Raw genomic sequence first — 26,467 nt, 5'->3', positions numbered from 1 at the left:
ATAAAGCCGGTTTGATTGCTCACCGAGGCCGGATTCACGCCAGGCCGACGGACGCCACACAGATGACAATGATCATGGCAAGGGCCCCTGACGCGGCCAACAGTGCCCATTTCATTTCTACGCTCATGCAAACCTCCTTTCTGCCAATCAGCGTTGGATCACAACAGATAACGACATGTTAATTCATAGTGAATCCCATAACCGTGAGCTGCGTATATATTTCAGACGAGCCCAACCCAAGGAATGGAAAGCATGTTTTACCTCTGTAGCATTGGATCCAATCTCGACCCCGCCCTGCACGTCAGTCAGGTCGTCGCCGAATTGCTGGCCCGCTTTGGTCGCCTTCACCTGAGTTCCGTCATCCAGACCAAACCCGTGGGCATGCATTCGCGCCACGACTTCCTCAACTGCCTGTTCGCCGTCCAGAGCGACCTCTCCCCCGTCCAGCTCAAGGCCGAGTTTGTCACCATGGAGCTGGCCCATGGCCGGGATCGCAGCAACCCCCTGTGCAAGGTGGCGGACAGGCCACTGGACATCGACATACTGGCCTGCGGCGAACGGGATGACTTCGCCGAGGCCGGGGTGGATGCCTACCTGGGGGATCTGCTGGCGGAGATGTATCAGGGCGGCAGTGTGGACTCCGGCAAGGTGACCCTCGGCCTGCCGGGCAGCAAGGTGTTTGCGAAGCAGCGCATCGGCCAGGCCCCCATCCATCTCTGCCAGCAAGACGAGGCCCTGCTTCCCGGCAACGGCCACCCCGGCCCCCCTTCCCGGCACGCCGCCATCCGGCACCCTTGAGTCGTTCACACACATGAGGCGCCCAAAGGCGCCTCATGTCATGGCGGCCCGCCTTGCCCTAGATGACGGCGAGGGCGCGCCCCCCGTCCACCCGGATGCTGGCCCCGGTCATGTAGTCGTTCTTCATCAGCATCTGTACCGCCTGCCAGATGGGCTCCAGACCCCCTTCCCGCGCCAGCGGCGTCTTCGCCAGCACCTGCTGGCGCCAGTCATCCCCGTGCTCGTCGAGAAACAGGATGGGGCCAGGCTCTATGGTGTTGACCCGCACGGCAGGCGCCAGTTCGCGGGCAAAGCTCATGGCCAGGGAATGGGCTCCCGCCTTGGTGGCCACGTAGGCGGCAAACTGGGGCGCCGGAGCATGGATGTAGATATCGGTGATGTGGATGATGCCCCCGTTGGGCTGGCGGGCAAGGGCAGGGGCCAGCGCCCGGTTGAGCTGGAAGGGAGCCGCCATGTGTACCCGGTAGAACTGATCAAACTGGGCCAGCTGCACCGCAGGATCCGCCGCCTGGGGCTCGAAGGCGGAGGCATTGTGGATGATCAGGGCAAGATCCTCATGGGCCGCCAGCGCCGTCACCACGGCGCCCACCTCCTCTTCCCGGGTGAAGTCCGCCTGTACCAGCTCGACGCCCACGTCTCGCAGACGATCCAGCTCGGGCCGTTCGCTGCGATAGCTGCCCGTCACCTGCCAGCCAGCGGCCACCAGCTGCTCGCACAGATAGAATCCCAGGCGACGGCCACAGCCCGTTACCAATGCACGCATACACTCTCCTTGTGGTTGTCGCCCTCCCCGATCCATGCAGGATCGCACGGAGGGCCCATTCATCGGCCATGACCTATCGATGTCCGAGGCAAAACCCATTGGCCCCCTGTCACGGCCACCGGGCATAGTGGCCCCATCGACCTCCATGGAGCCACCATCATGCTACAAATTCGCGATCATATGCAGCCATTGACCCACTCACTGCACCCCGGCCTCGGTCTGACCGAGGCGCTGGACAGACTCCATCGGGCAAACCTGGGGGGCCTGCCGGTACTGGATGACCATCAGCACCTCGTCGGATTTCTCTCCGAGCAGGATTGCATTCCCGCCCTGCTCACGGGCAGCTATCACTGCGACACCCGTACTCTGGTCGAAGATCTGATGAGCCGGACCCCGCTGTTCGTCTCTCCTGATGACAACATCGTGGATCTCGCCCGTCAGATGGCCGGGGCCAGACCCAAGGTCTATCCGGTAATGGAGGGAGGCAAGGTGACGGGCATCATCAGCCGTCGTCAGGTGATGCAGGCCCTCAACACCCAGATGAAACAGTGTCAGGCAACCTGAGGCAGGCAACCTCGCACACGTTTCATGCCGACCACCCTCCCGCCCACAGCCGGCGAGTGGCTGGTCCACCCCGCCCGACTCTGCCACGGGGCGGCCTGTCGATGCAGCCCGCCCCCCTCCCACCGCCACCGTTCGTTTGTCCCCTCCCCATTTCAGGGTTTGCCATCCGTGGTCGTCTCTAGTTAGATAGGTGCCGGTCACAGTCCCTGCCGGATGCGACCCCGTCCCGAGTGCTCAGGAGATGTAACGTGCGACGCTTGCTCGTATTCTGCTTGCTGCTGCCCTGCTGGCTGTCAGCCAGGGAGCTGGTCATTGGTGGCATCCTGGAGCCCCCTCTCAAGTGGCTGGATGCACAGGGACACCCTCGCGGGCTGGATGTGGATCTCGTCACCGCCATCTTCGGCACGCTCCATACCCCCATCAGGATTGAGCTCATCGATTCGGGGGCCAGGCTCACCCGCAATGCCGAAAGCGGCTTCTATGACCTGCTGCTGACCCACTCCTACAAACCGGAGCGGGAGGCCTATCTGCTCTACCCCAAACAGGCCCATATGCTCCATAGCTGGCACTTCTTCATACGCAAGGAGTCCGCAGGCCGGATCCATTATGACCATCTGACGGATCTCAAACCCTGGCGCATCGGTGTCACCCGGGATTTCTCCTATACCCCCGAGCTCGCGGCAGCCATGACAGACCCGAGCTATCACTTCCAGGAGATCCCCATCAACCAGCTGCAACTGCGCAAACTCATCGCCGGTCGCATCGACGTGGTGCCCATGTCCCTGGTCACCGCCTTCACCCAGATAAGAGAGGAGGGACTGGAAGGCAAGCTCGACTACCTGCCAAAACCCCTCAAGACCAGCCCCTACTTCAATGTCTGGACCCGTTCCCGGGCCGATGCCGACACCCCGGCCCTGATGGCCGCCTATGATGCCGAACTGCTGCACATGAAGCGGGACGGCCGGCTCAAAGCCCTCTACGACAAATACGGCATCCCCTATATCGAACCCTGATCCCGACTGTCAGGGCTGCACGCCTCGCAAGATCGGCTATGCAGTGAGATCAGGGTTTCGCCTGTGAAATGGGTCTCCCGCGTCCCTCAGTCCTTAAGGTTTCACATCCCGCAGGATCGGGTTTTGCAGCGAAATCAGCGTCTCGGTGGACTGGATCTCGTCGATGGTCTGGATCTTGTGGATCAGTACCGTCTGCAACTCGTCGATGGAGCGGGTCATCACCTTCATGAAGATGCTGTAGTGGCCCGTGGTGTAGTAGGCCTCCACCACCTCGTCCAGCGCCTGCAGTTTGGCCAGGGCCGACGGGTAATCCTTGGCGCTCTTCAGGTTGATCCCGATGAAGCAGCAGACGTCGTAGCCCAGCTTCTTGGGGTTCACCTGCACCCGCGTTCCCTCGATGATGCCCGCCTGCTTCATCTTCTCTACCCGCACGTGGATGGTGCCCGGGCTCACCAGCAGTTGTTTGGCCAGCTCGGCGTAAGGCAGGCGCGCATTCTCCATCAGGGCGGTGAGGATGGCCTGATCGAGATTATCGATCCGATAATTTTCTGACACTTTTTTGCGCTCCTTTTAATGATTCATCATTAATTGATGGCTTATTTTGAAGAAAAAAACACACAAAGCCTATTTCAATTATCGAATATTGAATTTAGTTGGCATTCTGTTGAAGAATCACCGCATTCAACGGATTCACGACAGGTAATTCAGCATGAAACAGCACTACATCCGCAGCCAACAGCAGATCAGCTTCGTCAAAGAGATGTTCTCCCGCCAACTCGCACTGCAACTCGGCCTGATGGAGGTACAAGCCCCCATTCTGAGCCGGGTCGGTGACGGCACCCAGGACAACCTCTCCGGCTGCGAGCATGCAGTGCAGGTCAAGGTGAAAACCCTGCCGGAGCACAGCTATGAAGTGGTCCACTCCCTGGCCAAGTGGAAGCGCCAGACTCTGGGTCGCTTCGGTTTCGGCCCGGGTGAAGGCATCTACACCCACATGAAGGCACTGCGTCCGGACGAGGATCGTCTCAGCCCCATTCACTCCGTCTACGTCGACCAGTGGGACTGGGAGAAGGTGATGCCGGGCGAGCGCCGGGATCTGGCCTATCTACAGGAGACGGTGCGCGGCATCTGGACCGCCATCAAGGCCACCGAGCGCGCGGTCTGTGCCGAACACGACCTGACCCCCTTCCTGCCGGCGGATATCCAGTTCCTGCACAGTGAAGAGCTGCTGACCCGCTACCCGGACCTCGATGCCAAGGGACGCGAGCGCGCCATCGCCAAAGAGCTGGGAGCGGTCTTCCTCATCGGTATCGGTGGCGCCCTCTCCCACGGCGAACGCCACGACGTCCGTGCCCCGGACTACGACGACTGGAGCAGCGAGAGCGAGCTGGGGCTGGCGGGTCTGAACGGTGACATCCTGGTGTGGAACCCGGTGCTGGAAGACAGCTTCGAGATCTCCTCCATGGGGATCCGGGTGGACGCAGAGGCCCTGCGCCGCCAGCTCGCCATCACCGGGGACGAGGATCGCCTGCAGTACGACTGGCATCAGGATCTGCTGGCAGCACGGATGCCGCAAACCATCGGCGGCGGCATCGGCCAATCCCGTCTGGCCATGCTGCTGCTGCAAAAAGAGCACATCGGTCAGGTCCAGGTCGGCGTCTGGCCATCTGAAATGAAGGCTGCCATCCCAGGCATGCTGTAACGAATTGATTTGATTGCATCTGTCCTCCTATCGCGGCAACACGGCGCGGGACAGACGCGATAGCGAAGCTGGTCAGCCGGGGTGGAGAGCGTATCCCGACTGACTGTAAGGCGGGCATGGTCGCTGACTGTGCCTGCCGACCCTGGGGCTTGCCCCTGCGATCCGCTCAACCCACGTCAGATCGCATCGAATACATTCCTCCCGGCAATCTTCGGATTGCCGTTTTTTTACGCCGAAAAACTGTGCTCAAAACCCGCCCCGATCTGGTGCTGGCGCGGCAACCCCGCCTTTCTGCTGCCGGTGCAGTGGCAGGCAAACAACCGCTCCACCGCCTCTTCCTGCAGATAGGCTCCGAGCGCCACCGCCCGCTCTGGGCCGGAAAACTTCAGGTGCAGGCCGCCGATGACGGCGTGGATCCGCTCGTCGCCACACACCTCCTTGGCCCACTCGATGATGTTCTCGACCCCGGCGTGACCGCAGCCGATAAAGACGATGAGCCCCTGCTCGCTCTTGTAGGCCAGCGCCGAGTCGTCGCTGATGAGGTCTTTCTCCACCCGCCCACCCCGCACTATGTAGCCGAGCAGCGAAGGCGCAGCCCGGTCGCGCCGCACAATGCTGCCGAGGAACACCAGACGATCCGAGAGCCACACCGGCTCGGACGAGCAGTGGGGAAGCAAGCCTCTGGCCGGCAGCGACTCCCGAGCCAGCGCCCCCGACAGGCGATAGAGGTTGCGCCGCCAGAAGGGCAGCGACAGGAAGTAGCCCCGCTCGCAGAACACGTCCGGACAGGCGATGAGCGGGATGGGTCTTGGATAGGCGGGCAGCGAGCCGACCCCGCCCACATGGTCATAATGACCGTGAGAGAGCACCACATGGGTGAGAGAGGCGAGATCGATCCCCATCACGGCGGCGTTGTGGCACAACGCCCGGCCACGGCCGCTGTCGAACAGCACCCTGAGGCCGTCACACTCCAGCAGCAGCGCCAACCCTCGCTCGGGCAGACAGCCAGGCAGATGAACGTCGTCATCCACCAGCACGGAAAACTTCAGCATCTCAATCCCTCAGAAAACAAAACGCAGGCACGAGGCCTGCGTTTTTCATCGACAATCCCATTACTGGGTCATGGTGAGGCCGTTGCTGTCGGCCCCCAGCCGCAGTGTCTTGCCCGGGATGACCCGACCGCTGAGCAGGGCCTGGGCCAGCGGGTTCTCCACCTTCTGCTGGATCGCCCGCTTGAGGGGGCGCGCCCCGTAGACGGGATCGAACCCGGCGTGGACCAGCTTGGTCAGCAGCTCCTCGCTCACCTCCACCTCGAAGCCCTGGGACTCCAGACGGCTCATCAGGCTCTTGAGCTGGATGCGGGCGATGGACTTGATGTGCTCCTCTCCGAGCGGGTGGAACACCACGGTCTCGTCGATCCGGTTGATGAACTCCGGCCGGAAGCTGCGGGTCAGCACCTCCATCAGCATGGTCTTCATCTCGTCGTAATCCTTCTCGGAGTGGTGCTCCTGGATGAGATCAGACCCGAGGTTGGAGGTCATGATGACGACCGTGTTGCGAAAATCGACGGTACGCCCCTGACCGTCGGTCAGGCGGCCATCGTCCAGCACCTGCAACAGGATGTTGAAGACATCGGGATGCGCCTTCTCCACCTCGTCCAGCAGGATCACCGAGTAGGGGCGACGGCGCACCGCCTCGGTGAGATACCCCCCTTCCTCGTAACCCACGTATCCCGGAGGCGCCCCCACCAAACGGGCCACGCTGTGTTTCTCCATGAACTCGGACATGTCGATCCGCACCATGGCGTCCTGGGTATCGAACAGGAACTCCGCCAGCGCCTTACACAGCTCGGTCTTGCCCACCCCGGTGGGGCCGAGGAAGAGGAAGGAGCCGATGGGGCGGTTCGGGTCGGACAGCCCGGCACGAGAGCGGCGAATGGCGTTGGAGACGGCGTCCACCGCCTCTTCCTGGCCGATCACCCGGCTGTGCAGCTGATCCTCCATCCGCAGCAACTTCTCCCGTTCCCCTTCCAGCATGCGGGCCACCGGAATGCCGGTCCAGCGGGCCAGGACGTCGGCGATCTCCACGTCGGTGACCCGGTTGCGCAGCAGGCTGGTCTCCTGCATCTCGGCCTGGGTGGCGAGATCCAGCTGTTTCTCCAGCTCGGGGATGCGGCCGTACTGCAACTCGGACATGCGGCCCAAGTCCCCTGCGCGGCGCGCCACCTCGAGATCCTGACGGGCCTGCTCCAGCGCCGCCTTGATGTGCTGAGTCCCGGCGAGGGCAGCCTTCTCGGCCTTCCACACCTCTTCCAGCTCGTTGTATTCCCGCTCTTTTTCCGTCAGCTCCTGATTGAGCAGATCGAGGCGCTTGCGGCTGGCGTCATCGTCCTCCTTCATCAGCGCCTGCTGCTCCAGCTTGAGCTGGATGATGCGCCGCTCGAGCCGGTCCAGGGATTCCGGCTTGGAGTCGATCTGGAGCCGGATGCTGGCCGCCGCCTCGTCGATGAGGTCGATGGCCTTGTCAGGCAGCTGGCGATCCGCGATGTAGCGGTGGGAGAGCTGGGCCGCCGCGACGATGGCGGGGTCGGTGATCTGCACATGGTGGTGCAGCTCGTAGCGCTCCTTCAGGCCACGCAGGATGGCGATGGTGTCCTCCACCGAGGGCTCCTCCACCAGCACCTTCTGGAAACGGCGCTCCAGCGCGGCATCCTTCTCCACGTACTGCCTGTACTCATCGAGGGTGGTGGCCCCGACGCAGTGCAGCTCGCCGCGGGCCAGGGCGGGCTTGAGCATGTTGCCCGCGTCCATGGCCCCCTCGCCCTTGCCGGCGCCGACCATGGTGTGCAGCTCGTCCACGAAGAGGATGACGCTGCCCTCTTCCTTGGCCAGATCGTTCAGAACCGCCTTGAGGCGTTCCTCGAACTCGCCGCGATACTTGGCACCGGCCACCAGGGCCCCCATGTCGAGCGACAGCACCCGCTTGTTCTTGAGCCCTTCCGGCACTTCGCCATTGATGATGCGCTGGGCCAGCCCCTCGACGATGGCGGTCTTGCCGACGCCGGGGGCACCGATCAGCACCGGGTTGTTCTTGGTGCGGCGTTGCAGCACCTGGATGGTGCGGCGAATTTCGTCATCCCGGCCGATCACCGGGTCGAGCTTGCCGAGTTCTGCCCGCTCGGTGAGATCGATGGTGTACTTCTCCAGCGCCTGGCGATTCTCCTCGGCGTTGGCATCCTCCACCTTCTTGCCGCCACGGACCTTGTCGATGGCTGCCTCGAGTTTTTCCTTGGTCAGCCCCTGGGCACGCAGCAGCTCGCCCAGCGTCCCCTTCTCGTCCAGGGCCGCCAGCACGAACAGCTCGGACGAGATGAACTGATCCTTGCGCTGCTGGGCCAGCTTGTCGCAGACGTTGAGCAGGCGGCCGAGGCCGTTGGAGAGCTGTACGTCCCCTTCCACCCCGCTGACGCGGGGCAGGCGATCCAGCTCCTCGCCGAGGCGCGAGCGCAGGGTATTGATGTCGAGCCCGGTCAAGGTGAGCAGCGGACGAATGGATCCGCCGTCCTGATTGAGCAAGGCGCTCATCAGATGGACGGGTTCGATGAATTGGTGGTCACGACCCAGTGCAAGAGACTGGGCATCGGAAATGGCAATCTGGAATTTGCTGGTCAGGCGATCGAGGCGCATTGCACTCCCCCTTCAAGACAGACGCCGCATGCGCGGCAACAACATCGCTTTCTGACAAGGAAGATGTGGTCTTGAAGGGCAATTTCAAGGGGTGGCTGTTTATTTTTTCCTCAATAGCGGTGACCGAGGGAAAACGACCTCGCAATGGCAGCCTGCACCCTGAGCCTGCTCGGCAGCAAGACATGGCCGCCAAAGGGCCATCACCAGGGAGTGAAGAGGCGCTTGCGGCCACTCGCGAGCGCCTCTTCGGCTATTTTTCCAGCCACACAAGGGAGGCCATGCGACCCGTCTGCCCGTCGCGGCGATAGGAGTAGAAGCGCTCGCTGTCGCTGAAGGTGCAGTATTCGCCGCCATAGATGGCGGTGACGCCGGCGCGGGCGAGGCGCAGTCGGGCCAGCTGGTAGATATCCGCCAGCCATTTCCCTTCGTTGAGGGATGGCACGAACGCAGCCGCCGCTTCCGCCTGCTCCGCCATGAAGGCCTCACGCACTTCGCCACCCACTTCGAACGCAGCGGGACCGATGGCCGGGCCCAGCCAGGCCAGGATCTCGCCAGGCTCGCAGCCCATGGCGGCGATGCTTGCCTCCAATACGCCCCCCTGCAGTCCGCGCCAACCGGCATGGGCCGCCGCCACTACGGTGCCTGCCCGATCGCAGAACAGCACCGGCAGGCAGTCGGCAGTCATCACGATGCAGGCCTGCCCCGTCTCATGCGCACAGGCGGCATCGGCATCTGGTACGCGCTCATAACGGTCGCTCACCGGATGGACGGCGATGCCATGTACCTGGTTGAGCCAGTTGAGAGTGCCGGGGATCCCCGCCACCTGCTGCAGTCGGGCGCGGTTGGCCTCGACCCTGGCCGGTGCATCGCCCACATGGGCCCCGAGGTTCAGGCCGGCAAAGACCCCTTCGCTGATGCCGCCGTCCCGGGTGGTCGAGAGAGCCCTGACATTGCCCGGTGCGGGCCAGTCGGGTGCGATCCAGTTCATCTGTGGCTCCTTTCGTTCATATGAAAACGGGGCCCCTTGGCTGCAACCAGTCAAGGGGCCCCGCATCAGATCATGGAGGGCAGGTTACGGCAGGAATCGTCGCAAGGCCGCCCTCGGGATCAGTTCCAGACCAGATCGTCCGGATTGGCCAGGGTATCCGCCCGCAGCACTTCCATCAGCGCCACCATGTCCTGCGGCGTGGGGGAGTGCCACTCCATCACTTCACCCGTGATGGGGTGCGCCAGCTTCAGCATGGTGGCGTGCAGCGCCTGACGGTGGAAACCTCGCAGGGCCTCGGTCAGTTCGGGGGTGGCGTTGCGCAGCAGACGCAGACGACCGCCGTAGGCGGGATCCCCCACCAGCGGATGCTTGATGTGGGCCATGTGGACACGGATCTGGTGGGTACGGCCGGTCTCCAGCCGCAACCGCAGACGGGTGTGACCACGGAACTTCTCGTGCACCCGGTAGTGGGTGACGGACTCGCGCCCGTTGGGCACTACGGCCATGTGGGTACGCTGGGTCGGGTGACGACCGATGGGGGCATCGACGGTGCCGCCGGCGGTCATGTGGCCGATGGCAATCGCCTCGTACTCACGGGTGATCTGGCGTGCCTGCAGGGCTTCCACCAGGTGGGTCTGGGCGGGAATGGTCTTGGCCACCACCATCAACCCCGTGGTGTCTTTGTCCAGACGGTGCACGATACCGGCGCGGGGGACCTCGGCGATGCCGGGGTAGCGGTGCAGCAGGGCGTTGAGCACGGTGCCGTCCGGCGTACCGGCGCCCGGGTGAACCACCAGGCCGGCTGGCTTGTCGATCACCAGGATGTGTTCATCTTCATAAACGATGTTCAGCTCGATGTTCTGGGCATCCCAGCGGGTGTCGTCTGCCAGTTCCACATTCACATGTACCTGCTGCCCGGCCACCACTTTCTCGCGCGGGGTATTGGCAACCTGACCGTCCAGGGTCACTCTGTCCTGTAAAATCCACTCCTTGATGCGGGTCCGGGAGTAGTCGGGAAACAATTCGGCCAGGGCCTGGTCGAGTCGTTGCCCGAATTGGTGATCCTGAAATTCGCCTGTCAGTTCAATATGCTGGCTCATGTATGGTCTCTTGAGCGGGGGTATCAATTCGAAATAATCCGGGTATTCTAGCTTTTCTTTTAGCCAAGCATAACGGATACTTTGCCAATTTCGTGGAAATGGACCGGATGTTGTTGATGGGAAAGAAGTCTCACCTGCTGATGTCGCTCGCCTTGGTCGCTACCCTGATCACTGGCTGTTCCAGCACCAAACCCAAGGTTCCCGACGAACCGCCGGAAGTTCTGTACCATAAAGCCCGCATCAAACTGGATACCGGCAACTACCTCAATGCCATTGAACTGCTGGAAGCGCTGGACTCTCGTTACCCGTTCGGTGCCTACTCCAACCAGGTTCAGCTCGATCTCATCTATGCCTACTACAAGCAGGATGATACCGCCCAGGCGATCGCCAACATCGACCGTTTTATCCGCCTGAACCCGGCGCACAAGAACATCGATTACGTCTTCTATATGCGCGGCCTGACCAACATGGCGGCGGATTACAACTTCTTCCAGGATTTCCTCGGCATCAATCGGGATGACAAGGACCCCTCCTACGCCCGTCAGGCCTTCCAGGACTTCAAGACCCTGCTGCAGAACTACCCCAACAGCAGCTATGCAGCCGATGCCCGTGCCCGCATGATCGGCCTGAAGAACCGTCTTGCCCGCTATGACCTGGGGGTAGCCGAGTACTACGTCAAGCGTGACGCCCTGATCGCCGCCGCCAACCGCGCCAAGCTGATCGTCGAGACCTATCCCGACACGATGGAAACCGAGAAGGCGCTGGAGATCATGGTCAACGCCTATGACACCCTGAAGATGCCGACCCTGGCCCAGCATGCCCGAGAAGTGCTGGCCAAAAACTACCCGGACAACCGTCTCGGTCGCGGCTGAGTAGCGAACGGACAATGAAAAACCGGAGCCACTGGCTTCGGTTTTTTTATGGCCGACGGCGGCACTCCGGGGTCACTGGTGCTTACCCTGCTGCTTGGCCCGCATGATGTTGATGATCTCGATGTCGGTATCCAGCATCCCCTCCCTGGAGAGGCGGCCCAGGTTGGCGATGGTCTGGTCCACGTCGTCCGAGACGATGCCTTCGCTCTGGGGCACACGCAGGTTGTTGATGGCCATCAGCGAGGATTTCACCGCCGCCGAGGTGGAGGTGGAGACCTTCATAGAGCAGGCGCTGCCGGCGCCGTCGCAGATGATGCCGGAAACATCCCCAATCATGTTGTTGATGCAGTGGCTGATCTGCTCGAACTGGCCCCCCAGCAGCCAGGTGATGGCGGCCCCCGATCCCATGGCGGCGGTACTGGCGGCACACAGGGCGGAGAGCTTGTTCTGGTAGGCCTTGATGTAGATGGCAACCAGGTGGCTCATCACCAGGGCACGGGCCAGCTGCTCGTCATCGGCCTTGAGGAAGCGGGCGGCGGCGACCACCGGCATGGTGGCGGCAATGCCCTGGTTGCCGGAACCGGAGTTGGACATGGCGGGCAGCATGGCGCCATCCATCCGCGCATCGGAGGCGGCAGACGACAGGCGCATGGCCAGGGTCATCAGATCGTCGGAAAGCAGCTTGCGTTCCACCTGGTCGGTGAGGATCTTGCCGATGCGCAGGCCATAGCCCTGCAGCCCTTCGTCCGCCAGCGCCTGGTTCATGGTGGCCGCCTCGCGGATGAAGTCGATCTCGGCCAGCGGCACCTCCAGGGCGAAGGCCACGATCTCCTTCAGGGTCATGGCGGGCTTGTCGGCCTTGGCTGGCTGGATCTGCACCCCGGGGGCGCTGTCCTGCACCATCAGCACCTCGCCATCCTTCTCCATCAGCACGATGCGGGTGTGGTCGGTACAGATCACCACCCGGGCGCTGTGCCCCTCCACTTCGGCCAGCACCTCGGCGTAGAGCACGTCGGGCACATCCTTCACATCCACCTCTATGGTGGGCAGCAGCCCCTTGGCCGCCTCGACCTGATCCGGTGTGAGGCTCTTGAGCACCTCCAGCCCGGCACCCGGGTTGCCACCGGTGATGCCCACTGCGGCGGCCACCGGCAGGCCGATCATGCCGGTGCCGGGCACGCCGACCCCCATGCCGTTCTTGAACAGATTGCCGCTGACCCAGACGCGGGTGCGAGTCGGTACCTGCCCCAGCAGCTTGCGGCAGTTGGCCGCCGCCAGGGCGACCGACATGGGCTCGGTGCAGCCGAGGGCCGGCACCACTTCACGCTTGAGCAGGGTAATAAAGTCGGTCCATTGTGCGTTCATTGCGATATGTCTCATGTTCATGACGCCCACGTGCGGGCTCGTCATTGTTGTTCGGCCAGTTCCGCCTTGTGATTGCGGATATGCAGGTAAACGGTATGGCGGGAGATGCCGAGCAGTTCGGCCACCAGTTGGGCGGCATCCTTGATCTCGAAGATCCCCATGTCGTAGAGCCGGTGCACGATCGCCTTGTTGCGCACGTTGCTGCCCAGCCCGGGATCCCTGTCCACCTTGGCGATCACCTGCGCCACCAGATCATCCACCGAGCTGGCGAAGGTCTCGGTGCCGTGGGCAGGGGGCACTGCGGGCGGGGCAAAGGTGTCGAGCAGGCTGCCAAGGGGCGTGTCCAGGCTGAAATTCACGCACAGCATGCCGATGGGTTTGCCCTCGCGGTTGCTGATGGTGATGGACGAGGACTTCAGCAGGGAGCCCTCCCGGGTGCGGGAAAAATAGCTGCTCCACTGGCTGCCGGCAGCACTGTGCAACTTGTCGAGCGCAAAATCGGTGACCGGCGCTCCCTCCTGGCGGCCGGTGATGTGGCCGTTGGCAATCTTGATGACGGAGGCGTGCAGACTGTCAAAGGCGTGCAGCACCACCTCGCAGCCCGGGCCAAACAGGGCGGACAGCGCCGCCACCGCAGGCTCGAAGCTGGCGATCAGATGGCGCTCTTCATCGGTCAGTGTGCTGGCGTCGCGCAAGGGAGCTACCTCGGTCATGGGGTCATCCGGTCAACGTTGGGTAAGGATATTCACAGCGGACTCAAATAAAATTGAGCAAATCCGCTTTTTGCGCGGGCATTATGCCCGACTGGTGAGACAACACCACAAAATGTGAGCAAAATCACGACTGAAATGACAAAAAGGCCCCATGAGAGGCCTTTAAGGTGGTTTTTTGGTGCTTTTGCTCAACTTTAATTGAGCCAGGGCTCGTCAGTCAGTCCGGACAGGCAGGCAGGCACCACAGCCTGTCTGTTCCCTGCCACGGTCATCCACTCTGGTCATAAAAAAAGGGGGCCGAAGCCCCCTTTTTGTCTCATCCGGTCAACGCTTACAGCGCCTTCAGGATGGCCTCGACGCTGGCCTTGGCATCGCCAAACAGCATCTGGGTGTTCTCCTTGAAGAACAGCGGGTTCTGGACACCGGCGTAGCCAGTGTTCATGGAGCGCTTGAAGCCGATGACGTTCTGCGCCTTCCACACTTCCAGCACCGGCATGCCGGCGATGGGGCTGCCCGGATCTTCCATGGCGGCCGGGTTGACGGTGTCGTTGGCACCGATCACCAGCACCACGTCGGTGTCGGCGAAGTCATCGTTGATCTCGTCCATTTCCAGCACGATGTCATAGGGAACTTTCGCTTCCGCCAGCAGCACGTTCATGTGACCAGGCAGACGACCGGCCACCGGGTGGATGCCGAAGCGCACCTTGACGCCGCGATCACGCAGCTTCTGGGTGATCTCGGCCACCGGGTACTGGGCCTGCGCCACCGCCATGCCGTAGCCCGGGGTGATGATGACGGAGCTGGCGTTTTTCAGCATGTCGGCCACGTCTTCGGCGTTGGTCTCGCGGTATTCGCCCAGCTCCTGCTCGGCGGTGGAGGCCACGCCGTCGGAGCCGAAGCCACCGGCGATCACGGAGATGAAGGAGCGGTTCATCGCCTTGCACATGATGTAGGAGAGGATGGCACCGGAGGAACCCACCAGGGCACCGGTGACGATCAGCAGGTCATTGGAAAGCATGAAGCCCGCCGCCGCCGCCGCCCAACCGGAGTAGGAGTTCAGCATGGAGACCACCACCGGCATGTCCGCACCGCCGATGGAGGCGACCAGGTGCCAGCCGAAGGCGAAGGCGATCAGGGTCATCACCAGCAGGGCGAAGGTGGAGCCACCGGCGTTGACGAAGTGGATCATCAGCGCGATGGAGACCACCACGGCCAGCAGGTTCAGCTTGTGGCGGTGCGGCAGCATCAGCGGCTTGGAAGAGATGAGGCCACGCAGCTTGCCGAACGCCACCACGGAACCGGTGAAGGTCACGGCACCGATGAAGACGCCCAGGAACACTTCCACCAGGTGGATGTTCAGCATGGCGCCGGAGAGGTGCTCGACCTGGGCGACGCTTGCCGCCTGCTCGAACGCCGCCCGGGCGGCTGCCAGGGTCGCATCCAGGTTGGAACCGACGGAGACCACCACTTCAGCGGGGGCGGAGGGGTGCAGATCGATGAAGCTGTTGAAGCCCACCAGCACCGCTGCCATGCCCACGAAGCTGTGCAGCACGGCCACCAGCTCGGGCATCTCGGTCATCTCGACCTTGAGGGCCAGACGCACGCCGATGGCGCCACCGATGGCCATGGCCAGGATGATCCAGTGGACGCCACTGGTTTCCGGGTTGAAGACGGTGGCGAGCAGGGCGATGGCCATCCCCGCGATACCGAACAGGTTGCCATGCTTGGCCGTTTCTTGCTTCGACAGTCCCGCGAGACTGAGGATGAAGAGCACGGCGGCAACGATATAGGATGCTGTTACCAGTCCTTGAGACACGTTAAACCCCCCTTAATCCTTACGGAACATCTTCAGCATGCGCTGAGTGACGGTGAAGCCACCGAAGATGTTGATACTGGCAATCAGCACGGCGACAAAGGCCAGCACGGTGACCAGGGTCGACCCTTGTCCAATCTGCAACAGCGCACCGACCACGATGATGCCGGAGATGGCATTGGTGACCGACATCAGCGGCGTGTGCAGGGCGTGAGAGACGTTCCACACCACGTAGTAACCGACCACGCAGGCCAGGATGAAGACGGTGAAGTGGGAGAGGAAGGCGGCAGGCGCCACAGCGGCCACCCAACCGAAGGCGGCGATGCCGAGGGCACCGAACACGAACTTCTTGTTGGAGGGCTTGGCCTCTTCCTTCTTGGCGGCCGGTTTGGCGGCAGCCGGTTTCTGCGGGGCGGCAGAGACGGAGATGGCGGGGGGCGGGAAGGTCACTTCACCGGCCTGGACCACCGTCATGTTGCGCTGCACCACGTCTTCGAAGTCGATGGCGACGTTGCCGTCCTTTTCCTTGCACATCAGCTTCATCAGGTTCACCAGGTTGGTGCCGTAGAGCTGGGAGGATTGGGCAGGCAGGCGGCCCGGCAGATCGGTGTAACCGATCACCTTGACGCCGTTGTCGGTGACATGCAGTTCACCCGGTACCGTGTATTCACAGTTGCCGCCGGCCTGGGCCGCCATGTCCACGATGACGGAGCCCGGCTTCATGCTGTCCACCATTTCCTTGGTGATGAGCTTGGGTGCCGGCTTGCCCGGGATCAGGGCGGTAGTGATGATGATGTCCACTTCCTTGGCCTGCTGGGCGAACAGCGCCATCTCGGCCTTGATGAACTCTTCGCTCATCACCTTGGCGTAACCGTCGCTGGAAGCGCCATCTTCGCCGCCGAAGTCCAGCTTGAGGAATTCCCCACCCATGGACTCGATCTGCTCGGCCACTTCCAGACGGGTATCGAAGGCACGCACGATGGCACCGAGGGAACCGGCGGTCCCGATGGCGGCCAGACCGGCCACACCGGCACCGATGACCAGCACCTTGGCGGGCGGTACTTTACCGGCGGCGGTGATCTGGCCGGTGAAGAAGCGACCGAACTGGTGCGCGGCTTCCACGACGGCGCGATAGCCACCGATGTTGGCCATGGAAGAGAGGGCGTCGAGGGACTGGGCACGGGAGATCCGCGGCACCATGTCCATCGCCATCACATTGATGTTGCGCTCGGAAAGCTTCTTGACCAGCTCGGGGTTCTGGGCGGGCCAGATGAAGCTCACCAGGGTGGCACCATCCTTAATTTGTGCGATTTCGGCCTCGGTCGGCGCGTTGACCTTGAAGACAAGGTCGGCTTGCCAGACGTTCGGTACCACGCTGGCACCGGCAGCCTCGAAGGCGGCATCATCGAAGCTGGCTCGCAGGCCGGCACCGGCCTCGATGGCAACCTCGAAGCCGAGCTTTTTCAGCTGCTCGACAGTGGCCGGGGTCGCTGCGACCCGGGTCTCACCGGCGAGACTCTCTCTCGGTATTCCAATCTGCATGACTATTCCCTGATGGTTAATAAACAATCATCGCCAAGTCTCTCATGTCTGAGGGGACAAGGCATGATCAAAGTGCAGGTCACGGGCCCTTTGTTATGAAAATCAGCAGGCTTCACCTCGACCTCCTGTCACGGTCAGGCCCCCGCTTTTCAGGCGCGAGGGTGATTAGTATCAAATTTTGGAGTTTTATTACAACCACGGCCCCGGGCGGGCGGGTACAGAATTCAGCCCATCCCGGACCGTGATTAAAAAAAACAAACCAAATTAGGGGCTTATACCAGCAAAAAGCGCTAAAAAAAGTGATCCAACCAGTCAAAAAAAATGTTTAACCCGGCCTCTACCTTAGCGTTTTTTGTTCTTACGAAATCTGCCGTTGGCTCATCTGATGAGATGAAAAGGGAAAAAGTAACCATTTTGCAACGATCAGGGGGCCGCGTCCCCGCCTGCTGGCGGGTTCGGGCCCCCTGGTGCAACCGGGCCTGCGGCCCGGTTCAGGCGCGCTCTGCTTACCAGGCCGCCTCATAAATATGCCGGCTCTGGGCCAGGTCGATGTCGCCGTGCTCACCCAGGGCGGTCATGCCGTGCTCTTCGAGCTTGGCCAGCAGGGCGTCTATCCGGGCGTCGGCCACGTAATCCCGCAGCCGGGTCTTGATCCCCATCCGCTCGAAGAAGTCGCGGGTGGCGGCGATGGCACCGTCGATACGCGCCTCGTCACTGCCGCTGCGCAGATCCCAGACCCGCTCGGCGTATTGCAGCAGCTTGGCGCGCTTCTGCTCGCGCTTGGCCTGCAGCAGGGCGGGCAGCACCACCGCCAGGGTCTGGGCGTGGTCCAGACCGTGCAGGGCGGTGATCTCGTGGCCCAGCATGTGGGTGGCCCAGTCCTGGGGCACGCCGGCTCCGATCAGGCCGTTCAGCGCCAGGGTGGCGCTCCACATGATGTTGGCACGCACGTCGTAGTTTTCCGGCTCCACCAGCGCCTTGGGCCCCTCTTCCGCCAGGGTCAGCAGCAGCCCTTCTGCGAAGCGATCCTGCACCTTGGCATCCACCGGGTAGGTGAGGTACTGCTCCAGGGTGTGGATGAAGGCATCCACCACCCCATTGGCCACCTGACGGGCGGGCAGGGTGTAGGTGAGCACGGGGTCGAGCACGGCGAAGCGCGGCATCACGAAGGGCGAGAAGAAGTGCTGCTTGTCCCCTGTGCTCTTGCGGGTGATGACGGCGCCCATGTTCATCTCGGAACCGGTGGCCGGCAGGGTCAGCACGCTGCCCAGAGGAATGGCGGAGGCCACCTCGCCCCCGACGGTCTCGAGGATGTGCCAGGGATCCCTGGCCGGATCGTAGTGAGCGGCCGCGGCGATGAACTTGGAGCCGTCCAGCACGGAGCCGCCGCCCGCTGCCAGCAGGAAGTCGACCTTCTCGGCGCGGGCCAGTTCGACGGCGCCCATCAGGGTTTCATAGGTGGGGTTCGGCTCGATGCCGCCAAATTCAAACAGGGTCAGGCCGGCCAGCTCGCTGCGGATCTGGTCCAGCAGGCCGCTGCGCACCACGCTGCCACCGCCGTAGGTGACGAGGATGCGGGCGTCGCTGGGGATCTGGCCGCGCAGCTGGGCCACCTGGCCCTTGCCGAACAGCACCTTGGTGGGGGTGTGCAGGATGAAGTTGTTCATGGGATCTCCCGGGGTGGTCGTAGTCGGTAAGGTATGGGTTGCATTTTTCTCTTATAACCCCCTACCATCAAGGGAGCTTTCTGCCGATTTCTTGCCTATTTCTACTGAGCCTGGATAAATGAGTACAAATCAGCCCATCGCGGCGACCCACCAGTCCGCCCTCGCCAGCCGACTCGCCGCCCTGGCACCCCACCCGGGGATCACCGCCGCCCCCGTGCCCGGCGTGCACCTCATCTACACCACGGAGCATCACGACCGCATCCCGGTGCTCTACCGCCCGCGCATGATCATCATCCTGCAGGGGCACAAGGTGGGCTATCTCTCGGACTTCACCTTCCGCTACGACCCCGAGCACTACCTGATGATGACCCTGCCGCTGCCCTGCGAGTGCGAGTGCTTCGCCTCCCCAGAATCCCCCCTGGTGGGGCTCTCGGTGGAGATCGACGTGGCGGCGCTGCAGGCCCTGCTGCTGGAGATGGGGGACGCGGCCCCCGCCCCGGCGGAGCCGGGTCGCGGCGTCGTCTCCGTGCCCCTCTCCGAGACCATGCTCTGCGCGGTGGAGCGCCTCATCGACGTGATGGACAAACCGCTCCACGCCCGGGTGCTGGGGCCCCAGATCGTGCGCGAGATCCTGTTCCACGCCCTGCACGAAGGGGGTGCCCCCGCCCTGCTGGCCATGGCCAGCCGTCACAGCCAGGTGAGCCAGATAGCCCGGGTGCTGCGTATCATGGAGCAGCGCTTTACCGAGAACCTGACGGTGGAGGAGCTGGCCCGGGAGGCGAACATGAGCGTCTCGGCCTTCCACCACCACTTCAAGGCGGCCACCGCCACCTCGCCCCTGCAGTACATCAAGACCCTGCGCCTGCACCGGGCGCGGCTGATGATGCTGCACGACGGCCTCAAGGCCGGGGTGGCGGCGGACAAGGTAGGCTACGAGAGCGGCTCCCAGTTCAGCCGCGAATACAAACGCTTCTTTGGCAACACCCCGAGCGAACACGCGGCACGCTTCCGCTCGGGACAACTGCGTATCGTGGAGGGATGACATGCGCACACTGATCCTGCTCGTTCTGACCCTGCTGGCCACCGCCTGCACCGGCATTCCACCGGGACACCAGGTGGTCAAGCCCTTCCAGCTCGACCGCTACCTGGGCACCTGGTACGAGGTGGCCCGCCTCGATCACGGTTTCGAGCGCGGCCTGAACCGGGTCACCGCCACCTACAGCCTGCGGGATGACGGCGGTGTCAGGGTGATCAACCGGGGGCAGGACGAACAGGGGGAGTGGCGCGAGGCCGAGGGGCGCGCCTACTTCGTGGGTGACAGCGACGAGGGGCGCCTCAAGGTGAGCTTCTTCGGCCCCTTCTACGGCAGCTACAACGTGCTGGCGACGGACTATGAGCTCTCCCTGGTGAGCAGTTACAACCTCCAGTACCTCTGGATCCTCTCCCGCACGCCCCATCCCCCCAAAGAGAAGGTAGAGGCCCTGGTCGAGCGGGCCCGGGGGCTCGGCTTTGCCACCGACCGGCTGATCTGGGTCAGCCAGGATCCGGCGGGGAACGCCCCATGAGGATCTTCCAGGCCACCCCCGGGGACATTCCCCTGGTCACCCCCCTGTTCGTGGAATACCGGGCGTTCTACCGGCTGCCTGCCCGGCCCGAGGCCGCCGAAGCCTTCCTGCTGGAGCGCTGCACCGCCGGGGAGTCGGTGCTCTTCGTGGCCCAGAGCGAGGCGGGAGAGGTGCTGGGATTTGCCCACCTCTATCCCCTGTTCTGCTCCCTCGCCCTGAAACCCATCTGGCTGCTGTACGATCTGTTCGTGGCGCCGGCGGCCCGCCAGCAGGGGGTGGCCCAGGCGCTGCTGGCGCGGGCCGATCGCCACGGCCAGGAGACGGGCGCCGCCTTCCTGATGCTGAGCACCGCCACCGACAACCGGCAGGCTCAGGCCCTCTACGAAGGGCACGGCTACCAGCGGGACAACGAGTTCTACAGCTACATCAAGCCCCTCTGAGCCCCTGGCCTGGCCGATTGCCGGGCCAGGACCCGGCATTATTCAGCGGGTGCATGGCGAAATAATATCCATACACAGAATGAATAAAGGCGACCCCGGGGTCGCCTTTGTCACATCCGGGTCGCAGCCTAGAGCCGGAAGCGCCCGATCTCCTGCTCCAGCCGCTCGGTGAGAGACTTGAGCTGGGCCGCCTGGGCGGCCTCTTCGCCGGCCTGGGCCGCCAGCGCCTGGGAGACGTGGCGGATATTCTCGGTGTTGCGGCTGATCTCGCCGGTCACCGAGGTCTGCTCCTCGGCCGCCGCCGCGATCTGGGTCGCCATGTCGCTGATGGCGCCGATGGCCTCGTTGATCCTGCCCAGGCTGAGATTCGCCGCTTCGGCGTCCTCCACGCTGGTGCCCGCCAGCTGGCGGCTGGTCTCCATGCCGCCCACCGCCTTGCGGGTGGTCTGCTGCAGCGCCTCGATCATCTGCTGGATCTCGGCGGTGGAGTCGTGGGTGCGGCGCGACAGCACCCGCACCTCATCCGCCACCACGGCAAAGCCGCGCCCCTGCTCCCCGGCCCGGGCCGCCTCGATGGCGGCGTTCAGGGCCAGCAGGTTGGTCTGCTCGGCGATGCCGCTGATGGTGGCCAGAATGCCGCTGATCTGCTGGGCGTGGCCATCCAGCTCATGGATGGTCTGGCTGGCGTCGGAGACCTCCCCCGCCAGCCCCGTGATGCTGCGCTGGCTCTGGCCGACCTGGGACTGGCCGGCCACCGCGAGGCGCACCGCATCGCCGGCGGTGTTGGCGGCAAACTCGGCGTTGCCGGCGATCTCCTGGGTGGCGGAGGCCATCTCGGTCACCGCAGTCGCCACCATGACGATCTCGTCCTGCTGCTGGCGCACCCGCTGGCTGCGGGCCTCGGCCCCCGCCGCCTGGGTGCGGGACTGGGCCGCCAGCTCGACGGTGGCGTCCCGCAACCGGCTGACGATGCCGTGCAGTCGCGCCACGAACTGGTTGAAGTTCTGGGCCAGCTGCCCCACCTCATCCTGGCTGCGGGTGGCGATCTGCACCGTGAGATCCCCCTCCCCGTGGGCGATGTCGGCGAGCGCCCTGGAAACCCGTCCCAGATCCGCGAACAGGTAGTTGAACATGGCGATGAGCAGGGCACCGAACACCAGCAGCAGCACCAGGGTCAGCCCCACCAGTTGCCACAGCAGGGAGGCGAGCGGCGCCTCCAGCACGTCCTTGTACATCACCATGGCGAGCAGCCAGTCGGTGCCGGGCACACCCTGCACCGAGAGCAGCACCTCGCGCCCGTTCAGGTTGGCGCCGTGCAGCTCGCCGTCGCGGCTCCACGCATCCAGCGCCGCCCCGGTGAGGCCGGGATCCAGCTCCGCCACCTGCTTGAGCGCCAGCTCCTTGTTCGGGTGGCCGACGATGAGGCCGGTGCGGTCGAGCAGCATGGCGTAGCCCTCTCCCTGCACCTTCATGGCCAGCACCTCGTCGATGAGGGCGTCGAGGGAGAGATCCGCCCCGGCCACCCCGATCACCCGGCCCTGGTGGCTCACCGGCTCGGCCAGGGTCACCACCATCTGCTGCATGGTCACGCTGACATAGGGCGGCGTGACGATGAGCTTGCCCGCCTTGTCGGCGTTCTGGTACCAGGGGCGGGCCCTGGGGTCATAGTTGGCGGTGTTGAGGGCGGGATCGTGGCGGGTCATCTCCCCCTGCGCCGAACCAAAATAGGTGAGGCCGAAACCGCCGGAGGTGCGGGTCTGCAACAGGTGGGGCACCAGGGCCGTGTCGGGGTCGCGCGCAATGACAGCGGCCAGGGCGTCGACCGCGTGCTTGCGATCCTCAAGCCAGTTGCCGATGGCCACCGAGTGGGCGTGGCCGTAGTTGACCGCCTCGCTCTGGATGGCGTCAAGGGTGCGGGATTTGAGGGTGTGGAAGGCGACAATACCGAGCAGGGCTGCCATCAGCAGCACTACCCCCAGGCTGGCCGCGAGCAGCTTGCCGCGCAACGAGAGAGTCATGACAACGAATCCTTGTGGTAGCCGGGGGCCGGGAATACCCCCATCTTGGTAGGTGATATCGGCGGCAGTACCACTGGACTTTAGTGAATCCTGTTAATTTCTTCTTTATCAACAACAGAATGTATGGTTAAGACGTGTTAAAGGACATGAAAATCAGTTCATACAAAAAACAAAACTCATTAGAGTCCGAATCAGTAGGCTAAATCATTACACAACCAGATCCTAGGAAAACTAGTGAAAAGCCCCCTTAGAAAGGGCAAAAAACCACTCAGTAGTCTGTTTTAGACATTTTTTTGTCCAAAAGCCTTGTTAATGTCGATTTGTTAGATAATTATCGGTAGTAATCTTAAAACTGTTGGGAGACAGTCATGATTAAATGGTATCGGTTTAGGAATTTTCATTCATTCTTAGATGATACATATGTAGACTTTACATCTGGAATGAAGTCTTCTACTTCATCATTTGATTTTCAAATTGATGAAAGAACAAAAATATCTAAGGTATCTGCGATATTAGGTGCAAATGGTTCAGGTAAATCAAACCTGATGAAACCCCTTGCATTTCTCAGCTGGTTCATGACTTCATCTTTTCAAGATATAAAACAGGATGGCAAGATACCTGTAGTCTCTTATGAGACGAATCCTGATGAACCAACAACAATTGAAGTCGAGTTTTGCATCCCACATTTTACTGATGACGGCAAGTCAGATGCTATTGAGTGTAAATATTTTGTAGAATTAGACCAAAATAGAGTCTATAAAGAAGAATTAAAGCTTAAAACGTCAAGACTGTATTCACGAGTTTTTTATAGAGAATTTGATAAAGCAAAAAATAAATATGATGTCACTCTCAGTAAATTCATGCCTGACGTTACTGAACTATTGGCATCTAAAACCCCTCACAACTCTTCAATAATTTCCTTTTTATCAAGACTTGATGACACTATATCTCCAACTGAGATAAAACCGTCAATATGCAGCATTGTCTTCATTTACTTCTTTAACTTCGAATCAAATTTAGTCGTTTCTGGTCGATACAATGAAGATATTGATAAAAAACTAATACTTATTGCAGAGGAATATGAGAAGAACCCAGAAATAAAGGAAAGTGCATTTAAGATAATTAAATCGTTTGATATGGGTTTAGTGGATATTTCTGTCGTTGAAAAAACATTCATAGATAAAGATGGCAATGAAGAAAAAAAACTTCTTCCTTATGGTGTACATGAACACAATGGTAAGAGATTCATCCTTCCATTTATACATGAATCAAGTGGCACAAAAGCGGCCTATTGCACCCTGTTTAGCTTAGTATCAATTCTGATGTTTGGCAGTGTCGCCATACTAGATGAGCTAGACAACGATCTACACCCACATTTACTCATTGATATAATAGATATATTTAAAAACAAGGAAACAAATAAAAACAATGCACAACTCATAATATCCACTCACACGCCAGAGGTGCTGAAACACCTGAAAAGACATCATTGCTTTATTGTTGAGAAAGCAAATTCTACCTCTGAAGTATGGCGACTTGATGATATTGAGGGTTTAAGAAGCCAAGATAATTTATATGTAAAATATATTACAGGTGCAATCGGTGGCGTTCCGACAATAGGCTAAGCATATGAAAAAGAAAAAACAGATAAGGAAAACTGTTCTTTTTGTTGGTGAAGGACTTGCTGAAAAAAACTTTCTTTTACATATGCGCCCATTTTTCGCGAATGGAAGCCACGCTATAACGATAAAGTCCGCTGGAGGTAAAGGTCCACATAATGTCATTAATGATGCGATTCAAACATGGCGTTGCGTTGGATATGATCACTGCGCAATACTCCTTGATACCGACTTACCTTGGCCTGCACCTTTAGTAAGAGAAGCAAAGGACATAGGGGTTATACTTATTGGTGCTACCCCTTGTATTGAGGGGCTTCTCTTAAATATTCTAGGGAGAAGAGTCCCTCTCACGAGTAAAGAATGTAAGGCATCATTTGAAAGAGAGAAATTTGGAGCCCTTTCTGAAAGGGTTACGTATGAGAAGTTCATTACTGAAGAGCTAGTAAATATTATATCTCAAAACAATAAAGTAGTTCAGTCTGTTCAGGAAGTCATGAGCGGTAAAGCTTTCATATGAACAATTAACATCTACTTGTAAAGATTTAGTTATCACCTGACATCGGCCTCCGACTGATGTCAGGTATGAGTTATTTGAGAACGTATTTTCTTCGGAAGAAATTACAGTCCCTTTCTAAACATCCTTCAATGGGTTCTGTCCTTCCATCATTCTTTCCTGATATGGACGCTGAGTGTTGTAGTGATTCAGGTGTCAGTCCAAGTTTGTCTCAATAACTTTAGTCCCAAAATGAAATAGAACGTCAGAAAACTAAAGGCCCCAATTGTGGATAATGAATAGACTCCAAAAATTATTAAATTTAAAGGCCACCAATCTGCGTGATTGAGGCCTTTTTCATCGTTCTATTCGACTCGCGCCAGCGCCGTGTTGATCCTCAGGTTGGTCGCCTCCAGCCCCGGCTGCTGGCCGTAAAAGTCGAACGCCAGCTCGACCCCGGGGCGAAACAGCAGGCAGTGAGTGGAGCCGCCGAAGTGGAACATGCCGAGCTGCTCCCCCTTCGCGATCCGCTGCCCCGGCTGCACCGTCACCTCGCAGCTCGACACCTCCGCCATGCCCACCGGCACCACGCACATCAGGCCGATCCTGGGGTTGTCCGCCTCGATGAAGATGAGTGCCCGGGTCGCCACCGCGGTGAGGAAGGGTTGGGACTGGTTCGGGGCGCTGGGGTCGGGCCCCGCCGGGCTGTCAAAACCCTGGTGGCGGTTGGCCAGGTAGTAGCTGCCGTTGACCACCTTGACCGAGCGCACCGTGCCGCTCACCGGGCTGTGCCAGCGGTGATAGCTGAGGGCGCTGAGGAAGGCCTGATAGAGGGTGCCCCCCTCGAACGCGGCGGCGCGCGGGTCGAAGTCCAGCAGGTTGTCCAGGGAATAGGGCTGCCCCTTGAGCCAGAACGCGTCCTGCCGCCGTACCCCGGTCACCACCTGCAGCGGGGCCGACTCGCAGGCGTTAGCGATCACGCTGTCATCGTCCGGGGCCGTCACCGGCCGCACGCCGGGGCAGAAGCGGCGGGTGAAGAAGTCGTCCCAGCTGGCGAAGCCCTCGTATTCCTCTCCCGGCGCGGTGTGGAAGATCCCCTCGAAGCGCTCTGGGGTGGGGTTGTCGCCGGCCCCGAGCGCCCCCTGCGCCACCTTGACCATCTCCCGTTTCGCCACCTCCCCGAGCCAGGGGACGATCAGGGTCTGGCGATCCAGGGGGCTCACCGACTCCGTCAGCACATAACGGGACGCGGAACTTTGCAGGAAGTCGGCCCAGTAACCGAGGATCTTGCGCAGTTGCTGGTTCACCAGCGCATTGGCAAAGAAGTCATACCCGGCGGCCGTCGCCATGGGCCAGTTGAGCAGGGCATTGATGGGGAATCCGATCAGCCCGGCGGGCTCCTGGGTCTGCACATCCTGATAGGCTTCCGGGGCCGTGGTCATGATGCCGTTGAGCAGCTGCAGGAACTCATCGAAGCTGCGCACCTGGACCTGACCGAGCGGCGTGCTGTGCTCGTGCTGCCACGCCTCGTCAAACATCCCCTGGGCCTGCTGATGCAGGAGAGGATCCTGCTCCACCAGCGCCTTCAATCCGGCGATCGGGGCCACCAGCGGGCGAGGCTGGCGGGTGACCGCCTGACGCAGCCGCTGTACCCAGCGCGCCACATGGGCCTGATCCCGGGGGACCCAGCCACCGGCATGGGCATGGGGGTGACGCGTATCCACTGCCTTGTTCATCGCTCTCTCC

General features: G+C 61.2%; 24 protein-coding genes. 10 read left to right on the top strand and 14 right to left on the bottom strand.

Going from position 1 to position 26,467, the window contains the following annotated elements; genetic code table 11:
- Positions 1–34: 34 nt before the first annotated feature.
- Positions 35–127, bottom strand: coding sequence for a YnhF family membrane protein (locus tag ACNPAA_RS00785; RefSeq protein WP_010675981.1), 93 nt, complete (start codon positions 125–127; stop codon positions 35–37).
- A gap of 125 nt (positions 128–252) precedes the next feature.
- Here ACNPAA_RS00785 and folK point away from each other — a divergent pair, with 125 nt between their 5' ends.
- Positions 253–798, top strand: coding sequence for a 2-amino-4-hydroxy-6-hydroxymethyldihydropteridine diphosphokinase (gene folK, locus ACNPAA_RS00780; protein WP_053288038.1), 546 nt, complete (start codon positions 253–255; stop codon positions 796–798).
- 58 nt (positions 799–856) lie between these two features.
- Here folK and ACNPAA_RS00775 read toward each other — a convergent pair whose 3' ends face one another.
- The gene (locus tag ACNPAA_RS00775) at positions 857–1,561 is read right to left on the bottom strand and encodes an SDR family oxidoreductase (protein WP_039039618.1); all 705 of its coding nucleotides are present in this window, start codon (positions 1,559–1,561) and stop codon (positions 857–859) included.
- A 159-nt stretch (positions 1,562–1,720) separates the two neighbouring features.
- Between ACNPAA_RS00775 and ACNPAA_RS00770 the strand changes: the two genes are divergently transcribed.
- Together ACNPAA_RS00770 and ACNPAA_RS00765 are read left to right on the top strand one after the other, a co-directional pair.
- Positions 1,721–2,125 carry a CBS domain-containing protein gene (locus tag ACNPAA_RS00770; RefSeq protein ID WP_103243872.1) on the top strand — a complete coding sequence of 135 codons (405 nt, stop codon included), beginning with the start codon at positions 1,721–1,723 and terminating at the stop codon, positions 2,123–2,125.
- Positions 2,126–2,382: 257 nt separating this feature from the next.
- Positions 2,383–3,138, top strand: coding sequence for a substrate-binding periplasmic protein (locus tag ACNPAA_RS00765; protein ID WP_233466804.1), 756 nt, complete (start codon positions 2,383–2,385; stop codon positions 3,136–3,138).
- A 93-nt stretch (positions 3,139–3,231) separates the two neighbouring features.
- Here the strand turns inward: ACNPAA_RS00765 and asnC are convergent, their stop codons facing one another.
- A complete protein-coding gene (gene asnC, locus ACNPAA_RS00760) occupies positions 3,232–3,693 on the bottom strand; it encodes a transcriptional regulator AsnC (protein ID WP_010675986.1) in 462 nt (153 codons plus the stop codon).
- A 154-nt stretch (positions 3,694–3,847) separates the two neighbouring features.
- Here asnC and asnA point away from each other — a divergent pair, with 154 nt between their 5' ends.
- Entirely contained in the window at positions 3,848–4,840 is a 993-nt protein-coding gene (asnA, locus tag ACNPAA_RS00755) for an aspartate--ammonia ligase (RefSeq protein ID WP_043153933.1), read from the top strand.
- 227 nt (positions 4,841–5,067) lie between these two features.
- On the opposite strand, the gene ACNPAA_RS00750 is transcribed toward asnA, so the two are convergent.
- The 4 genes from ACNPAA_RS00750 to rluD form a co-directional block, all read right to left on the bottom strand.
- Positions 5,068–5,892, bottom strand: a complete 825-nt coding sequence (locus ACNPAA_RS00750; RefSeq protein WP_043153935.1) for an MBL fold metallo-hydrolase — start codon at positions 5,890–5,892, stop codon at positions 5,068–5,070.
- 60 nt (positions 5,893–5,952) lie between these two features.
- Positions 5,953–8,526 carry an ATP-dependent chaperone ClpB gene (gene clpB, locus ACNPAA_RS00745; protein ID WP_041211934.1) on the bottom strand — a complete coding sequence of 858 codons (2,574 nt, stop codon included), beginning with the start codon at positions 8,524–8,526 and terminating at the stop codon, positions 5,953–5,955.
- A gap of 250 nt (positions 8,527–8,776) precedes the next feature.
- A complete protein-coding gene (pgeF, locus tag ACNPAA_RS00740) occupies positions 8,777–9,514 on the bottom strand; it encodes a peptidoglycan editing factor PgeF (RefSeq protein ID WP_323907183.1) in 738 nt (245 codons plus the stop codon).
- 119 nt (positions 9,515–9,633) lie between these two features.
- Positions 9,634–10,614, bottom strand: a complete 981-nt coding sequence (rluD, locus tag ACNPAA_RS00735) for a 23S rRNA pseudouridine(1911/1915/1917) synthase RluD (RefSeq protein ID WP_010675991.1) — start codon at positions 10,612–10,614, stop codon at positions 9,634–9,636.
- Positions 10,615–10,730: 116 nt separating this feature from the next.
- Between rluD and ACNPAA_RS00730 the strand changes: the two genes are divergently transcribed.
- Positions 10,731–11,486 (top strand): outer membrane protein assembly factor BamD, encoded by a 756-nt coding sequence (locus ACNPAA_RS00730; protein ID WP_199767275.1) that lies wholly within the window; start codon positions 10,731–10,733, stop codon positions 11,484–11,486.
- A gap of 72 nt (positions 11,487–11,558) precedes the next feature.
- Here the strand turns inward: ACNPAA_RS00730 and ACNPAA_RS00725 are convergent, their stop codons facing one another.
- The 5 genes from ACNPAA_RS00725 to yqhD all read right to left on the bottom strand — a co-directional run bounded on the left by ACNPAA_RS00725 (position 11,559) and on the right by yqhD (position 18,586).
- Entirely contained in the window at positions 11,559–12,866 is a 1,308-nt protein-coding gene (locus ACNPAA_RS00725; protein ID WP_199767377.1) for a serine dehydratase subunit alpha family protein, read from the bottom strand.
- A 26-nt stretch (positions 12,867–12,892) separates the two neighbouring features.
- Positions 12,893–13,564, bottom strand: a complete 672-nt coding sequence (locus ACNPAA_RS00720) for a helix-turn-helix transcriptional regulator (RefSeq protein ID WP_043153940.1) — start codon at positions 13,562–13,564, stop codon at positions 12,893–12,895.
- 331 nt (positions 13,565–13,895) lie between these two features.
- Entirely contained in the window at positions 13,896–15,380 is a 1,485-nt protein-coding gene (pntB, locus tag ACNPAA_RS00715; protein ID WP_010675995.1) for a Re/Si-specific NAD(P)(+) transhydrogenase subunit beta, read from the bottom strand.
- Positions 15,381–15,392: 12 nt separating this feature from the next.
- Complete coding sequence (locus ACNPAA_RS00710; protein ID WP_025202523.1) at positions 15,393–16,919, bottom strand: Re/Si-specific NAD(P)(+) transhydrogenase subunit alpha; 1,527 nt, start codon at positions 16,917–16,919, stop codon at positions 15,393–15,395.
- A 506-nt stretch (positions 16,920–17,425) separates the two neighbouring features.
- Positions 17,426–18,586: an alcohol dehydrogenase gene (yqhD, locus tag ACNPAA_RS00705; RefSeq protein ID WP_201872891.1), complete on the bottom strand. Its 1,161-nt coding sequence runs from the start codon at positions 18,584–18,586 to the stop codon at positions 17,426–17,428.
- Positions 18,587–18,704: 118 nt separating this feature from the next.
- On the opposite strand from yqhD, the gene ACNPAA_RS00700 reads away from it, so the two are divergent.
- From ACNPAA_RS00700 to ACNPAA_RS00690, 3 genes are read left to right on the top strand one after another with little or no spacing between them, the layout of a single operon-like run.
- Positions 18,705–19,628, top strand: coding sequence for an AraC family transcriptional regulator (locus ACNPAA_RS00700; protein WP_010675998.1), 924 nt, complete (start codon positions 18,705–18,707; stop codon positions 19,626–19,628).
- A 1-nt stretch (position 19,629) separates the two neighbouring features.
- Positions 19,630–20,151, top strand: a complete 522-nt coding sequence (locus tag ACNPAA_RS00695) for a lipocalin family protein (RefSeq protein ID WP_041211937.1) — start codon at positions 19,630–19,632, stop codon at positions 20,149–20,151.
- Positions 20,148–20,591 (top strand): GNAT family N-acetyltransferase, encoded by a 444-nt coding sequence (locus tag ACNPAA_RS00690; protein ID WP_069652370.1) that lies wholly within the window; start codon positions 20,148–20,150, stop codon positions 20,589–20,591. Before ACNPAA_RS00695 ends, ACNPAA_RS00690 begins: the two co-directional genes overlap by 4 nt.
- Positions 20,592–20,719: 128 nt before the next feature.
- On the opposite strand, the gene ACNPAA_RS00685 is transcribed toward ACNPAA_RS00690, so the two are convergent.
- The gene (locus tag ACNPAA_RS00685; RefSeq protein WP_201872890.1) at positions 20,720–22,609 is read right to left on the bottom strand and encodes a methyl-accepting chemotaxis protein; all 1,890 of its coding nucleotides are present in this window, start codon (positions 22,607–22,609) and stop codon (positions 20,720–20,722) included.
- A 368-nt stretch (positions 22,610–22,977) separates the two neighbouring features.
- Here ACNPAA_RS00685 and ACNPAA_RS00680 point away from each other — a divergent pair, with 368 nt between their 5' ends.
- Together ACNPAA_RS00680 and ACNPAA_RS00675 are read left to right on the top strand one after the other, a co-directional pair.
- Entirely contained in the window at positions 22,978–24,234 is a 1,257-nt protein-coding gene (locus ACNPAA_RS00680) for an AAA family ATPase (protein ID WP_201872889.1), read from the top strand.
- Between the two features lie 4 nt (positions 24,235–24,238).
- Entirely contained in the window at positions 24,239–24,745 is a 507-nt protein-coding gene (locus tag ACNPAA_RS00675) for a hypothetical protein (RefSeq protein WP_201872888.1), read from the top strand.
- Positions 24,746–25,086: 341 nt separating this feature from the next.
- On the opposite strand, the gene ACNPAA_RS00670 is transcribed toward ACNPAA_RS00675, so the two are convergent.
- Positions 25,087–26,457 (bottom strand): phosphatidylserine decarboxylase family protein, encoded by a 1,371-nt coding sequence (locus tag ACNPAA_RS00670; protein WP_201872887.1) that lies wholly within the window; start codon positions 26,455–26,457, stop codon positions 25,087–25,089.
- Positions 26,458–26,467 lie beyond the last annotated feature (10 nt).

The sequence above is a fragment of the Aeromonas sp. PS2Canimalfood6 genome, assembly GCF_048276795.1.
Lineage (GTDB): Bacteria > Pseudomonadota > Gammaproteobacteria > Enterobacterales > Aeromonadaceae > Aeromonas > Aeromonas caviae.
Note: the sequence above shows the minus strand (reverse complement) of the source record. Positions and strands in the feature narration are given on the sequence as shown.

What these genes read in the sequence shown, in the direction of transcription:
- ACNPAA_RS00785 (WP_010675981.1), bottom strand. Translation starts at nt 127, where the DNA reads ATGAGCGTAGAAATGAAATGGGCACTGTTGGCCGCGTCAGGGGCCCTT.
- folK (WP_053288038.1), top strand. Translation starts at nt 253, where the DNA reads ATGTTTTACCTCTGTAGCATTGGATCCAATCTCGACCCCGCCCTGCAC.
- ACNPAA_RS00775 (WP_039039618.1), bottom strand. Translation starts at nt 1,561, where the DNA reads ATGCGTGCATTGGTAACGGGCTGTGGCCGTCGCCTGGGATTCTATCTG.
- ACNPAA_RS00770 (WP_103243872.1), top strand. Translation starts at nt 1,721, where the DNA reads ATGCTACAAATTCGCGATCATATGCAGCCATTGACCCACTCACTGCAC.
- asnA (WP_043153933.1), top strand. Translation starts at nt 3,848, where the DNA reads ATGAAACAGCACTACATCCGCAGCCAACAGCAGATCAGCTTCGTCAAA.
- ACNPAA_RS00750 (WP_043153935.1), bottom strand. Translation starts at nt 5,892, where the DNA reads ATGCTGAAGTTTTCCGTGCTGGTGGATGACGACGTTCATCTGCCTGGC.
- clpB (WP_041211934.1), bottom strand. Translation starts at nt 8,526, where the DNA reads ATGCGCCTCGATCGCCTGACCAGCAAATTCCAGATTGCCATTTCCGAT.
- pgeF (WP_323907183.1), bottom strand. Translation starts at nt 9,514, where the DNA reads ATGAACTGGATCGCACCCGACTGGCCCGCACCGGGCAATGTCAGGGCT.
- rluD (WP_010675991.1), bottom strand. Translation starts at nt 10,614, where the DNA reads ATGAGCCAGCATATTGAACTGACAGGCGAATTTCAGGATCACCAATTC.
- ACNPAA_RS00730 (WP_199767275.1), top strand. Translation starts at nt 10,731, where the DNA reads ATGGGAAAGAAGTCTCACCTGCTGATGTCGCTCGCCTTGGTCGCTACC.
- ACNPAA_RS00725 (WP_199767377.1), bottom strand. Translation starts at nt 12,866, where the DNA reads ATGAGACATATCGCAATGAACGCACAATGGACCGACTTTATTACCCTG.
- ACNPAA_RS00720 (WP_043153940.1), bottom strand. Translation starts at nt 13,564, where the DNA reads ATGACCGAGGTAGCTCCCTTGCGCGACGCCAGCACACTGACCGATGAA.
- ACNPAA_RS00710 (WP_025202523.1), bottom strand. Translation starts at nt 16,919, where the DNA reads ATGCAGATTGGAATACCGAGAGAGAGTCTCGCCGGTGAGACCCGGGTC.
- yqhD (WP_201872891.1), bottom strand. Translation starts at nt 18,586, where the DNA reads ATGAACAACTTCATCCTGCACACCCCCACCAAGGTGCTGTTCGGCAAG.
- ACNPAA_RS00700 (WP_010675998.1), top strand. Translation starts at nt 18,705, where the DNA reads ATGAGTACAAATCAGCCCATCGCGGCGACCCACCAGTCCGCCCTCGCC.
- ACNPAA_RS00695 (WP_041211937.1), top strand. Translation starts at nt 19,630, where the DNA reads ATGCGCACACTGATCCTGCTCGTTCTGACCCTGCTGGCCACCGCCTGC.
- ACNPAA_RS00690 (WP_069652370.1), top strand. Translation starts at nt 20,148, where the DNA reads ATGAGGATCTTCCAGGCCACCCCCGGGGACATTCCCCTGGTCACCCCC.
- ACNPAA_RS00685 (WP_201872890.1), bottom strand. Translation starts at nt 22,609, where the DNA reads ATGACTCTCTCGTTGCGCGGCAAGCTGCTCGCGGCCAGCCTGGGGGTA.
- ACNPAA_RS00680 (WP_201872889.1), top strand. Translation starts at nt 22,978, where the DNA reads ATGATTAAATGGTATCGGTTTAGGAATTTTCATTCATTCTTAGATGAT.
- ACNPAA_RS00675 (WP_201872888.1), top strand. Translation starts at nt 24,239, where the DNA reads ATGAAAAAGAAAAAACAGATAAGGAAAACTGTTCTTTTTGTTGGTGAA.
- ACNPAA_RS00670 (WP_201872887.1), bottom strand. Translation starts at nt 26,457, where the DNA reads ATGAACAAGGCAGTGGATACGCGTCACCCCCATGCCCATGCCGGTGGC.